This is a genomic window from Bradyrhizobium cosmicum, from assembly GCF_007290395.2.
GTDB classification, from domain to species: Bacteria; Pseudomonadota; Alphaproteobacteria; order Rhizobiales; family Xanthobacteraceae; genus Bradyrhizobium; species Bradyrhizobium cosmicum.
Map to the genome: position 1 here is coordinate 3291375 of NZ_CP041656.2, position 12583 is coordinate 3303957.

At 66.4% G+C, this 12583-nt stretch carries 12 protein-coding genes; 5 read left to right on the forward strand and 7 right to left on the reverse strand.

What is annotated here, in order from left to right; all coding sequences use genetic code 11:
• Positions 1 to 248 precede the first annotated feature (248 nt).
• Both chrA and FNV92_RS15830 read right to left on the reverse strand, forming a co-directional pair.
• Positions 249 to 1634: a chromate efflux transporter gene (chrA, locus tag FNV92_RS15825; RefSeq protein WP_143845751.1), complete on the reverse strand. Its 1386-nt coding sequence runs from the start codon at positions 1632 to 1634 to the stop codon at positions 249 to 251.
• Positions 1634 to 2452: a chromate resistance protein ChrB domain-containing protein gene (locus FNV92_RS15830; RefSeq protein WP_143845750.1), complete on the reverse strand. Its 819-nt coding sequence runs from the start codon at positions 2450 to 2452 to the stop codon at positions 1634 to 1636. The genes chrA and FNV92_RS15830 overlap by 1 nt, the downstream gene beginning before the upstream one ends.
• 199 nt (positions 2453 to 2651) lie before the next feature.
• Between FNV92_RS15830 and dmeF the strand changes: the two genes are divergently transcribed.
• The 3 genes from dmeF (at position 2652) to FNV92_RS15845 (ending at position 5490) form a co-directional block, all read left to right on the forward strand.
• Positions 2652 to 3602 (forward strand): CDF family Co(II)/Ni(II) efflux transporter DmeF, encoded by a 951-nt coding sequence (dmeF, locus tag FNV92_RS15835; RefSeq protein ID WP_143845749.1) that lies wholly within the window; start codon positions 2652 to 2654, stop codon positions 3600 to 3602.
• Between the two features lie 87 nt (positions 3603 to 3689).
• Entirely contained in the window at positions 3690 to 4529 is an 840-nt protein-coding gene (locus FNV92_RS15840) for an N-acyl homoserine lactonase family protein (protein ID WP_168213697.1), read from the forward strand.
• Positions 4530 to 4611: 82 nt separating this feature from the next.
• Complete coding sequence (locus FNV92_RS15845; RefSeq protein WP_143845748.1) at positions 4612 to 5490, forward strand: DMT family transporter; 879 nt, start codon at positions 4612 to 4614, stop codon at positions 5488 to 5490.
• Here the strand turns inward: FNV92_RS15845 and FNV92_RS15850 are convergent.
• Both FNV92_RS15850 and FNV92_RS15855 read right to left on the reverse strand, forming a co-directional pair.
• Positions 5487 to 5678: a hypothetical protein gene (locus FNV92_RS15850; protein WP_015685669.1), complete on the reverse strand. Its 192-nt coding sequence runs from the start codon at positions 5676 to 5678 to the stop codon at positions 5487 to 5489. The genes FNV92_RS15845 and FNV92_RS15850 overlap by 4 nt on opposite strands.
• Before the next feature lie 31 nt (positions 5679 to 5709).
• Positions 5710 to 6867, reverse strand: a complete 1158-nt coding sequence (locus tag FNV92_RS15855; protein WP_143846303.1) for an MFS transporter — start codon at positions 6865 to 6867, stop codon at positions 5710 to 5712.
• Positions 6868 to 7036: 169 nt separating this feature from the next.
• Here FNV92_RS15855 and FNV92_RS15860 point away from each other — a divergent pair, with 169 nt between their 5' ends.
• Positions 7037 to 8296 carry an adenylate/guanylate cyclase domain-containing protein gene (locus FNV92_RS15860; protein WP_143845747.1) on the forward strand — a complete coding sequence of 420 codons (1260 nt, stop codon included), beginning with the start codon at positions 7037 to 7039 and terminating at the stop codon, positions 8294 to 8296.
• A gap of 26 nt (positions 8297 to 8322) precedes the next feature.
• Here FNV92_RS15860 and FNV92_RS15865 read toward each other — a convergent pair whose 3' ends face one another.
• On the reverse strand, positions 8323 to 9567 hold the full coding sequence (locus FNV92_RS15865; protein ID WP_143845746.1) for an MFS transporter: 1245 nt from the start codon (positions 9565 to 9567) through the stop codon (positions 8323 to 8325).
• A 165-nt stretch (positions 9568 to 9732) separates the two neighbouring features.
• Between FNV92_RS15865 and FNV92_RS15870 the strand changes: the two genes are divergently transcribed.
• Positions 9733 to 11097: an Nramp family divalent metal transporter gene (locus tag FNV92_RS15870; protein ID WP_143845745.1), complete on the forward strand. Its 1365-nt coding sequence runs from the start codon at positions 9733 to 9735 to the stop codon at positions 11095 to 11097.
• 5 nt (positions 11098 to 11102) lie between these two features.
• On the opposite strand, the gene FNV92_RS15875 is transcribed toward FNV92_RS15870, so the two are convergent.
• Both FNV92_RS15875 and FNV92_RS15880 read right to left on the reverse strand, forming a co-directional pair.
• Positions 11103 to 11879, reverse strand: a complete 777-nt coding sequence (locus tag FNV92_RS15875; RefSeq protein ID WP_041748261.1) for an arginyltransferase — start codon at positions 11877 to 11879, stop codon at positions 11103 to 11105.
• 130 nt (positions 11880 to 12009) lie between these two features.
• The gene (locus FNV92_RS15880; RefSeq protein ID WP_143845744.1) at positions 12010 to 12558 is read right to left on the reverse strand and encodes an RDD family protein; all 549 of its coding nucleotides are present in this window, start codon (positions 12556 to 12558) and stop codon (positions 12010 to 12012) included.
• Between the last annotated feature and the right edge of the window lie 25 nt (positions 12559 to 12583).

The following is a 12583-nucleotide window of genomic DNA, read 5'->3' on the forward strand; positions in this document are numbered from 1 at the left end:
TCTCACCCTCATCGTGACAAGGGTGCAGGGAAGGCCGGGCGCCGGCTGGCACCCGCAAGTCCGTGCGCCGAAAAAACGCACACGGGGTGGACCACAGGTTCGCCGGATCGCCCGGCCTTCCCTGCGCGAATGGTTTTAACGGTGTCCCCTATTTCGGCGTCGTCGTCGGCTTGTGGGCCAAGGCCGACATGTAGACCTGTCGGCTTCAACATCGCCTTCCGATAGCAAGCCGGACGCCGGAATATGTCCTAGATCACGCCCGCCAACCTTAGCGCCACGCCGGCTACGCAACTGCCCGCCAGCACCGTCAGCATCCCCAGCTTGAACCTGAAGATCGCGATTGCCGCCGCGATCGACAACAGCAGCGCCGGCACATCGACGCTGGTCAGCACCGGCATGTCGAAGTTCAGCGGAAACGCGTGCACCGGCACGGTCTCGCGGAACAGCGTGTGTAGCGCGAACCAGATCGAGAGGTTGAGGATCACGCCGACGACGGCGGCGGTGATTGCACTCAGCGCGCCGGCCAAACCCTTGTTGCCGCGCAGGCGCTCGATGTAGGGGGCGCCGACGAAGATCCAGAGGAAGCAGGGCGTGAAGGTGACCCAGGTCGCGAGCAGGCCGCCGAGCGTCGCAGCCAGCATCGGAGACAGGCTGCCGGGGTCGCGGAAGGCCGCCATGAAGCCCACGAACTGGAGCACCATGATGAGCGGGCCGGGCGTGGTCTCGGCCATGCCGAGGCCGTCGAGCATCTCGTGCGGCTTCAGCCAGTGATAATGCTCGACCGCCTGCTGGGCGACGTAGGCCAGCACCGCATAAGCGCCGCCGAAGGTGACCAGCGCCATCTTCGAGAAGAACAGTGCGATCTGGCTGAACACGCTGGCCTGCCCGAGCGCCAGGATCAGCGTGAGCACGGGCACGAGCCAGAGCGCCAGCCATAATGCGCCGACTCGAATCGTGCGTCCGGTGTCGGGCCGCACGTGCTCGGGCACGGCGTCGCCGAGCATGCTGTCGATCGCCGCGGTGCTGGTACCGCCGCCGTGGCCGCCACCGGCGAATTCCGGACGTCCGCTCTTCGCACCGAAATAGCCGATCAGGCCGGCGGCGATGATGATGACCGGGAAGGGGACGGCGAAGAAGAAGATCGCGACGAAGGCGATCGCGGCCAGCGCGATCATGATGCGGTTCTTCAGCGCGCGCTTGCCGACGCGCACCACGGCCTCGACGACGATGGTGAGCACGGCGGCCTTCAGGCCGAAGAACAAGGCTTCGACAAAGCTGACGTTGCCGAAAGCCGCGTAGATGTAGCTGAGCCCCATGATGGCGATGATGCCGGGCAGGATGAACAGCCCGCCCGCCATCAGACCGCCGGCGGTGCGGTGCATCAGCCAGCCGATATAGGTGGCGAGCTGCTGCGCCTCCGGTCCCGGCAGCAGCATGCAATAGTTCAGCGCATGCAGGAAGCGGGCTTCGGAGATCCAGTTCTTCTCCTCGACCAGGATGCGGTGCATCACCGCGATCTGGCCCGCGGGCCCGCCGAAACTCAGGCAGGCGACGCGGAGCCAGACGCGAAAGGCTTCACTGAAGCTGATGCCATGACCGGCATCAGCTCCCTTTTGATCGACGCGGATGTCCATCACGCCTTCACCTTGTTGGTCGGCCAGTTGTGGGTCTCGCCGGTGGCATCGCGGCACCAGCGATAGAAGGCGTCGTAGAGCAGCATGCCGGCTTCGAGCTGTTCGAGGTCGTCATCGTACATCCGCGACAGCCCGAGCGAGGCCGCGAGCAGGCCGGGCGCTTCCGGCGCAAGGTCGGGCCGCGCGGTGTCGGCGCCGCGCACCAGCGTCGCCAGCCGGAGCAGGGCCGGCGTCGCAATTCCGAACTCCTCGATCATGACGTCGAAGGTGCAGAGCTCGCCGCGGTGACTCCAGAATACGTTCTCGATGTCGAAGGGGGCCGCGCCGAACCGCTCGCCGACGGCAACCACCTCGGACGGCGCCACGTACAGGAACACCGCGTTGGGGTCGACGAAGCGGCGGATCAGCCATGGGCAGGCGATACGGTCGACCTTCGGCCTTGCGCGCGTCACCCAGACGGTGCGCCCCCTGGCATCGCGCGGCGGCAGTTTTGACGCGTCGATCAGCGGCAGCCTGGCGTCCTTCCAGGCCTCGAAGCCGCCCTCCAGCGTCTCGGCCTGCACGCCGAGCTGCCGCAGCCAGGCCGCGGTGCCCTGTGCGAGCTTTGCGCCGCGCAGGCAGGCGACGATGGCGGAGCGGCCGGAAAGCTCGCCGCCCCAGTCGGAGACATTGTCGTGGCTGAGCTTGATCGAGCCGGGGATCAGCCTGGGGTCGGCTGCAAAATCCTGGTCCGTGCGCACGTCGATCAGGACAGGGGCGTTCGCCGTGCCGATCAGCCGGGTCAATTTGTCGGATGATATGGTCGTGAATGTTGACATGATGCGTCCTCACATAAACCGGGGGACGCGATACTTGGGCATGTCGCCTCGTGGGGAGATCGCTCAAATCCCCATGAGCGGCATTACAGCGAAACCGAACGGGCCTGTCAATCGCCGGTTTCCTGGGCAATGGGCGTTAGAAAGTTCGGCTGCCGCGGCCTATATTAGGCAGAGCAATCTATTCCCGGAGCCTGACCTGATGCATTCCCATTCCATCGAGCAATGGACCCATGACCACGCCTTCCTCGGCGACAAGCACGACGAGAACGAGCGGCGGACCTGGCTCGTCGTCGCCCTGACGCTGGTCATGATGGTCGGCGAGATCGTCGCCGGCTCGCTGTTCGGCTCGATGGCGCTCTTGGCCGACGGCTGGCACATGGGCACGCATGCGGCGGCGCTCGGCATCGCCGCCTTCGCCTACCGCTTCGCGCGGCGGCATCTGGGGAATTCGCATTTCACCTTCGGCACCGGCAAGTTCGGCGATCTCGCCGCCTTCTCCAGCGCGATCATTCTCGGCCTGATCGCGGTCGAGATCGCCTATGAGAGCGTGCTGCGGCTGTTCACCCCGGTGCCGATCGTCTACGGCGAGGCGATCGCAGTGGCCGTGCTCGGGCTCTGCGTCAACCTCGCCAGCGCGTGGCTGCTCCGCGACAGCCATGATCACCATCACGGTCATGATCATGGCCATGATGACCACGATGATCATGACCACGATCATCACGGCCATCACGACAACAATCTTCGTGCGGCCTATGTTCATGTCATGGCGGATGCCGCGACGTCGGTGCTGGCGATCGGCGCGCTCGCCGTCGCGATGTATTCGGGATGGGTCTGGGCCGACCCCGCGGTCGGCCTGATCGGCAGCGTCGTGATCGCGAGCTGGGCGTTCGGCCTGATCAGGACATCGGGCGCTGTGCTGCTCGACGTGCGCGCCGACGAGAAGCTGGAGCGCGTCATTCGCGCGCGGATCGAGGCCGGCGACGACCGCGTCACCGACCTGCATCTGTGGCAGGTCGGCCCCGGTCATTGTGCCGTGCTGGTCTCGGTGGTGTCGGACACGCCGCAACAGCCGGCCGTCTACAAGCGGCGGCTCGCCGGTTTGAAGGGGCTGAGCCACGTCACGGTCGAGGTAGAGACCTGTCCGCATTGACGTGATCGGGGGAGGCGGAATTCCGCGGCGTGGCCGGGGTTGACCCCCTGTCGCAGCCAAACAGGACGCTGCAGGGAGGGACCAGGGATGCTGCCCAAGCTCATAACGATGAACTTTGCTCTCGCCTTCGCCGCGCTCGCACTGTCCGCTGAGGCGGCCGTCGCGCAATCGGAGAAGGCCGGCGTCGAAAAGCTCTACGTCCTCAATTGCGGGGAGGGCACCGCCGGGGACATCTCGCGCTGGACGCCGGGACTGAACGAAGGCAAGACGATGGACTTCGTCGACACCTGCTACCTGATCAAGCACGGCAAGGGCTGGTTCCTGTGGGACACCGGCATCGCCGATTCCGTCGCTTCCATGCCCAATGGCCTTGCGCCCGCCGATCCGAAGGCCGTGACCTGGCGCCGGCCGAAGACGCTTCAAGCCCAGCTCGAACAGCTCGGCCTCAAGCCGGATGACGTCAAGTCAATGGCGGTCTCGCACACGCATCCGGATCATACCGGCAATGTCGAGCTGTTCCCGCAGGCCATGCTTTATGTGCAGAAGGCCGAATATGACTGGCCCGGCGCCAACAACGAGCCGCGCTTCAAGCCGTCGCATCCGGTCGAGCTGCTCGCGGGCGACAAGGACGTGTTCGGCGACGGAAGCGTGACCATCCTGTCGACGCCCGGCCATACGCCGGGACACCAGTCGCTGCTGGTGAAGTTGCCGAAGACCGGCGCGGTGGTGCTGTCAGGCGACGCCGTCCACTTCAGGGATAATTGGGACAACCGCCGCGTGCCCAGCATGAACGCCAACAAGGAGCTGAGCACGGCCTCGATGCAGAAGATCGCCGACACGCTCGACAAGGAGAAGGCGCAGCTCTGGATCAACCACGACAAGGCCCAGCGCGACAGCCAGAAGATGGCGCCGGAGTTTTACGACTGAGCCTGGCTCCGCTACTGCTGCCATGATGGTGGCAGCAGCAGCGTGCTAGGGCCCGCAACAAGCTCCGAGACGGGAGACAATTGTGGCGGAATGGGCCGGGGTCGCGATCGCGCTGGCGTCGAGCAGCCTTGGCGGTTCCGCTGCAGCTGTCACGCGCTATCTCGTCGGCGGCGCAGACCCGGTCCTGCTTGCGATCCTGCGCTGGGGGATCGGATTTTTCTGCCTCCTGCCGTGCGCGCTGCTCCTCGGCGTGCGCTGGCCGCAGCGATCCGACTTGCCGGCCGTGGCGCTGCTCGGCATCTGTTTTTTCGGCCTGTTCTTCATCCTCTACAACGTCGCGGTATCCTACACGACCGCCGCGCGCGCCAGTCTCGCGCTGGCGACGCTGCCTCTCCACACCATGGTGGTCGGCGCGATCCTCGGCGTCGAGCGGCTGACGGCGCGCAAGATCATCGGTGTCGGCATCGCGGTGCTCGGCGTGGCAGCGGCGCTGGCCGCGGGCCTGGCGAGAAGCCCGCCCGGCGCCTGGCGCGGCGAGCTGATCATGACCGGTGCCGTGTTCTGCATGGCGTTCTACAATGTATTATCGCGCCCCCTGATGCAGCGCTCGAGTCCGCTCGGCTTTCTAACGGTCGGCATGGGTGCGGGCGCCGCCGTGCTGGTGCTGGCGGGTTTCGTGAAGGGCAGCTTTGCCGCGCTTGATCACTTCACGATGGGGCAGTGGATTGCCGGCATTTATCTGGGCATTGGCGGCGGTGCGCTCGCCTTCATCCTCTGGGTCATGGCACTGGCGCGGGCAACGCCGACCCGCGTTGCCAATACGATGACGGTCAACCCGATCGCCGCCACCTTGCTCGCCGCGCTGCTGATCGGCGAGCCGATCACGCCAAATCTTCTGATCGGCTTGATCGCGGTGTTCGCCGGAATCTGGATTGCGACCGGCGAAGCGAAGCCGGCTTAGCTGCGCGGTGCCGCGACCGGCGGCGGGCTCACGTCCGGTGCCTTCTTCGGCCGCAGCGAACCGGCATAGAACGAGACCAGCCAGACCAGGATGATGGCGAGGAGATAGACGCCCCAGGCCTGCGGCGGGGTGGTCGCCCAGCGCAGGAGGCCTTTCAAGTCGCGGGGCGGGCGGTTGTCTTCGGTCATGGCTCGCTTGTGCGCGAAAGCCGCAGGCCGGTCAATCCGGCCGCGGCCCGGTGCGGATCAGGAACAGGGCGGCCAGTGCTGAGAGGCTGAGCGCGGACGAGACTATCAGCACCCTGGCGCCCATGACATCGATCAGCAGGCCGAAGGCCAGCGGCGCCACCGCCTGCGCCATTCGCGCCGGCGCGCCGATGATGCCGAGGCGATAGCCGAAATCCTTCGGGCCAAAGATCGAGAGCGGCAGCGTGCCGCGCGCGATGGTCAGGATACCGTTGCCGGAGCCGTGGAACAGCGCAAACGCGCTCGCCGCGGCGCCGCCGAAGATCGCCACGACCACGGCGCCGAGCGGATGGGTGAGGCAGGCGAGCCGCGTCGACCACAGCGGATGGAAGCGGCTGAGGAAGCCGGCTTCGAGGATGCGGGCGCTGACTTGCGCCGGGCCGATCAGCGCGCCGGCGGCGATCGCCTCGACCGGCGTCGCGCCCGTCGTCTCCAGGATCCGAGGGAAATGCGCGGCCATCGCGCCGGTGACGGTCCAGACCGCGGCGAAGATGAAGGCGAGCAGGATCATGGTGCGGTCGAGCGGCACATGCGGCTTGTCGGCCAAGGCTGCGGCCTGTTTCGCGCCCTTGATCGCCGGCAGCATGAAGAAGTTGAGTGGCAGGCCGATCAGGATATTGGCGGCGGCCCAGGCGAAACAGGTGTCGCGCCAGCCGATATGGGACAGGCCCCAGGCGGTGAGCGGCCAGCCGACGGTGGAGGCAAAGCCCGCCATCAGCGTGATGCCGGTGATGGACCGGCGCGCCTCGGTGCCATAGATGCGGCCGAGCGCGGCGAAGGCGGCATCGTAGAGCCCCATCGCCATGCCGATGCCGAGCACGAGCCAGGCGATCGCCATCACCACCACGGACTGCGAGACGCCGAGCAGCGCTAGGCCAGCTGCGATGATCAAGTTCGAGGCCGACAGCACCTGCCGCCCGCCGACGAGATCAATCTGCCGCCCGATGCGCGGGCCGAGCATCGCGGAGATCACGAGCGAGGCCGAGAACGCGCCGAAGATCCAGTTGGAGGAGACGCCGAGGTCACGCGCCATGGGATCGGCGAGCAAAGCCGGCAGATAGTAACTGGAGGCCCAGGCCAGGGTCTGCGTGGTGCCGAGCGCGAGGATGATCGGAAGCTGGCGCTGGCTCATAGGCCAGTGTTTCTGGTCGGCGGTGTCATCGGCCAGCATTTGCTGCCTGCGGCACCGGCGCGTCAACCGCGCCTGCGGCATATTCGACCTGCTGCGGGCGGGAGCCTTGGTGGCGCGCGGTTCGCGCTCGGCCTTTCGCTCGTCACGAATGCACGCCATAATAGCGCGCATGCAATTGACCTCGCGCCTTGCGCTGATGAACTGGCTGACCGGCCAGGGCCTTACGGGCCTGCCCGAAATCGAGCTGCTGCGCGGCTTTTGCGAGCGATGCCGCGCCGAAGGCTTGGAACTCTCGCGCGGGCTCGTCGTCATCGACACGCTGCATCCGATCTATGAGGGCCGCGGCTTCCGCTGGAGCGACCGTCCCAGCAACGAGAGCGACGCGTTCGAATACGGCTCGACCGCCGAGGGCGACGCCGCGCAGAGCTGGCGCCGTTCGGTGTTCTTCCACATGCTCGAGCACGGCCAGGACGAGATGGTGATCGATCTCGCCGACGCGCCGTCGATGGATTTTTCGCAGATCGGCGAGCTCGCCGAGAAAGGCCACACGCACTATCTCGCCTTCGTGCACCGCTTCGGCGAGAACGGCGCGCTCGGCCTGATGGACTGCCTCTACTCCTGCTGGACCACGCGCCGCCCTGAAGGCTTCGGCGAGGGCGAGCTTGCCGCGCTGCGCGATCTCGTGCCGGTGCTGGGGCTCGCAATCAAGTCGGCGCAGCAGATGGACATCGCGCGCACGCTCGGGCGCGTCTATCTCGGTCGCGATGCATCCGAACAGGTTCTGCGCGGGCGAATCTCGCGCGGCGTCACCGAGCGCATCAACGCCGTGCTCTGGTATTCGGATTTGCGCGGTTCGACCGGGATCAGCGAGAGCATCGGCCCGGACGAGATCATCCCGTTCCTCAACGACTATGCGCAGGCCGTGATCGATGCGATCCACGATGCCGGCGGCGACGTGCTGAAGCTGATCGGCGACGGCGTGCTGGCGATGTTCACCGGTGACGACATGGCGGATGCCCGACGCGCCGCGCTGCGGGCCGAGCATCTGTCCCGTCAGAACGTCGCGGCGCTGAACAAGCGGCGGGAGGCTGCCGGCCGTCCCACCACGTCCGCCTATATCGGCCTGCATGTCGGCGAGGTCTTCTACGGCAATATCGGCAGCGAGGACCGGCTCGACTTCACGGTGGTGGGGCCGACCGTCAACGAAGTGAGCCGCATCGCCTCGATGAGCCGCTCGGTCGATCGCGAGTTGCTGGCCTCGGCCGAGTTCTACAAGGGCCTCGACGCCGCCGGCCGCCGCTATCTCGTTTCCACAGGTCGCTTCGCGCTGCGCGGCATCGGCCGCGCCCAGGATCTCTACACGCTCGATCCCGAGGTCGACGTCAGCGAGCCGGTGACGGGGAGCTACGAACGCTATCTGGCGAATTAGACCCGACTGTCGCAATGACGCCTCGGCTAACACCGCGCCACGGCCTCATCCCCCACCATCGCCGGTTGCCGATCCAGCGCAACCGCCGGTGACAGCCAGATCACCAGCGCCTGCACGCCGAACACGGCCGCCGCGAGATAGAGGCACGCTTCCGCGCTCCAGACGCCGCCGACGATGGCGCCGAGGGCCGAGCCGAGCGGGCGGGCGCCATAGCTCATGATGTTGATGGCGGAGACGCGCCCAAGCAGGCGCGGCGGTGTCACGGACTGGCGAAGCGTGGTGGTTGAGATCACCCACAGGATCGGTCCGACCCCGAGCAGGAAGACGCTTAAGGCCGCGAGCCAAGGCGAGGGGACCAGCACCGTCAGTGCCATCACCAATGCGGCGACAAATCCCGTGACGGGGCCGAGGCCGACCACCGTGCCGAACGCGATGCGCGTCATCACGCGGGTCGCCAGTAGCGCGCCGATCACCATGCCGACGCCGTACATCGTCAGCACGGTGCCGACGCCGGCGGCGGTCAGGCCGAGATGACGCACGGCGTAGGGCACGAACACCGCGACCTGCAGGAACCAACCGGTATTGAAGATGAACTGGGTGATGAACACCGGTCGCAGCAACGGATGGTGGAACACGAAGGCCGCGCCCTCGCGAATGTCCTGGACTGGATGACGCCGCGGCGCAGGCGTCCGCGCGGGCTCGTAGATACCGGAGAGCAGCACCACGGCAATGGCCGAGAGCGCGGCGGCAAAGCCGAAGGCCGGGCTCGCACCCCACCAGCCGACCAGCGCACCGCCGAGCGCAGGACCACTGGCGAAGGCGATGGTACGTGCAAGCTCAATCCGCGCATTGGCGGCCGGCAGAAGCTCCGCGCTCACCAGCGACGGCACCAGCGCCGGTGCAGCCACGCTGTAGACGACAGTGCCGCACACGGCTGCAAAGCCGAGCAACGCCAGCAGCGGCAGATTGAGCGCGCCGAGCGCGAGCAGCACCACGATGGCCGCCAGCGCCGCCGCGCGGAGCGCCTCGGCGCCGGCCATCAGCGAGCGGCGCGAGATCCGGTCGGCCAGCAGGCCGGCCGGGATCGCGAACAGGACGAAGGGCAGGGTGAGCGCGGTCTGGAGCAGCCCGGTCTGGCCTTCGGCGACCCCAAGCGTCAGCACCGCGACGATGGGAGCCGCAGCCAGCGCGATCTGCTCGGCCGACTGTGCCGCCAGATTGGACCAGGCCAGGCGGCTGAATGTGTCGGGAAGGCGCGGGGGATTTGACATGGCTCATTTCCTGCAAAGTCGGATGGGCGCCACTATCCGCCGCCGGCCGCAGCAACCCACCCGCTTCCCGACAAGGCGGCGAATGACGATCGCGAGGGGAACCTGTGCGGCTAGATGCAGTTGCAAATGAGTTGCAATAAAGTTCGACTTCGGTATTCTTCCCGCATGGATGCTCGATCGCCCGATTTGACCCAAAACCTCCCCCGAGATGCCGCCGGCTGGCGCACGGATGCGCCGACCACCAAGAGCCTTGCCGAGGTGAACGGCTCGGTCGCACTCCCGATTGCGGGCGTGTGGTGGCGCCGGCTGCTCGCCTTCGTCGGGCCGGGCTATCTGGTGTCGGTCGGCTACATGGACCCCGGCAACTGGGCGACCGACCTCGCCGGCGGCTCGAAGTTCGGCTACACGCTGCTCTCGGTCATCCTGCTCTCGAACTTGATGGCGATCCTGCTGCAGTCGCTGGCGGCGCGGCTCGGCATCGTCACCGACCGCGATCTCGCGCAGGCCTGCCGCGCGACGTATTCGCCGGCCACGAACTTCCTGCTCTGGCTCGCCTGCGAGGCGGCGATCATCGCCTGCGATCTCGCCGAAGTCATCGGCACCGCGATCGCGCTGAAGCTGCTGTTCGGCATTCCCCTGATCGGTGGTGCGCTGATCGCTGCGCTGGATGCCTTCCTGCTGCTGCTCCTGATGAACCGCGGCTTCCGCTTCCTCGAAGCCTTCGTGATGGCGCTGCTCGCCGTGATCGCGGTCTGCTTCGCGGTCCAGATCGTGGCCGCGGCGCCGCCGGTCGCGGAGGTCCTGCGCGGCTTCATGCCGAAGACCGAGATCTTCATCAATCCGGAGATGCTCTACATCGCGATCGGCATTATCGGCGCGACCGTGATGCCGCATAATCTCTATCTGCACTCCTCGATCGTGCAGACGCGTGCCTATGAGCGCAACGACACCGGTCGGCGCGAGGCGATCAAATGGGCGACGACGGACTCGACCATTGCCCTGATGCTGGCGCTGTTCATCAACGCCGCGATCCTCGTGGTCGCCGCCGCGACCTTCCACAAGAGCGGACATTCGGACGTCGCCGAGATCGGCCAGGCGTTCGAGCTGCTCTCGCCGCTGCTCGGACTCGGCATCGCCTCGACGTTGTTCGCGGTGGCGCTGCTCGCCTCGGGCCTCAACTCGACGGTGACTGCGACGCTTGCCGGCCAGATCGTGATGGAAGGCTTTCTCGATTTGCGCCTGCCGAGCTGGGCGCGCCGCCTGCTGACGCGCGGCATCGCCATCATTCCGGTGATCGTCGTCACTGCGATCTACGGCGAGCGCGGCACGGCGGATCTGCTCGTGTTCAGCCAGGTCGTGCTGTCGATGCAGTTGCCCTTCGCCGTCATCCCGCTGGTGCGCTTCGTCTCGGACCGCCGCAAGATGGGCCAGTTCGTGATTCCCACGTGGGTCGCCGCGATCGCGTGGATCGTCGCGGGCATCATCGTGGTTCTGAATTTGAAGCTGCTGGTGGATACGTTGTTCGGGTGAGCGATCTAATCCTGCGGCTCGGACGACGCATCGCCCTGCGCGTCGATGCGCAGCCAGCCTGATGGCGCGAGGCGCTGCTGCGGCAGGAAGCGGGCCTTGTAGTCCATCTTCTTGGAGCCTTCGATCCAATAGCCGAGATAGACGTAAGGAAGGCCCTGACGCCGCGCCCGGGCGATGTGATCGAGGATCATGAAGGTGCCCATCGAGCGGCTGACCTGGTTCGGCTCGAAGAACGAATAGACCATCGACAGGCCGTCGCTGAGCACGTCGGTCAGCGCCACTGCGATCAGCTGCTCGCCGCGGCCGGTGATGCCGCTGTCGGGGCCGCGCTTACGATACTCGATGATGCGGGTCTCGACATGGCTGTCCTCGACCATCATGGCGTAGTCGAGCACGGTCATGTCGGCCATGCCGCCGTGGCGGTGCCGGGAGTCGAGATAGGCGCGAAACACCGAATATTGTTCCGAGGTCGGCACCGCGCTGCGCTGCTCGCCGATGATGTCGGCATTGCGCGCGATCACCTTGCGGAAGTTGCGGGATGGCCGAAACTCGTTGGCGACGACCCGGACCGAGACGCAGGCGCGGCACTGGTCGCAGGCGGGCCGGTAGGCGATCGACTGGCTGCGGCGGAATCCGCCATGGGTCAGGAGGTCGTTGAGGTCGCCGGCGCGCTCGCCCACCAGGTGCGTAAACACCTTGCGCTCATGCCGGCCCGGCAGATACGGGCAGGGCGATGGCGCCGTAAGGTAAAATTGTGGGGTGTCGCGCGAGTGCTGGGTCAAGGGACGTCGTGGGCCTCCGAAGTGGGTGTCAGCATCGCGCTACGAAAGCCCCTGGTCAATTGGTCCGCTCGGCAGATCAGATCAGTCAGCTTAGCGTGTCCTGGTTGATAGGTCCTTGATCACTGGGTTCTCAATAGGTCCTTGCCGCCTGAGACACGGGCGCCCGGACCGAATTGTTGACGATGACCGTTCCCAGCACGAAATCGTGCAGCAGGCGCCGGCGGCCATTGAACAGGCCGACCAGCACCACGAAGGGCGACAGGAACGAGACCGTCACCCAGAACAGCACGGCGTGGGTGGCGCCGAGCACAAAATAGCCCGGAGCGCCGTACCAGGTGCGCAATTCGAGATCCATCAGGCGCATGCCGATCGTCGCCGACGACGGACCGCCGATGCAGGCGCCGTAATAGACGATGGCCCAGATCACGGACGCGGGCCAGGCCAGCCAGAAGAGCGCCCAGCCGATGCCGAGTGTGACCACCCCGAACAGGGCGATGAAGAGGTATCCGAGGATCACCGGCACGGAGATCACGACCATGTCGACCAGGAAGGCGAACACCCGCCGCGTCGCGACGCCGCGGAACAGCTCCGGATGCAGATAGGGATCATAGGCGTGCGGCTGCACCCCGCCGTTATTGCGCCAGGCATTGCCTGAATTGCCCGAGTCCGAATACGACATGGTCCGTCCTCCCAGGGAAAACTCC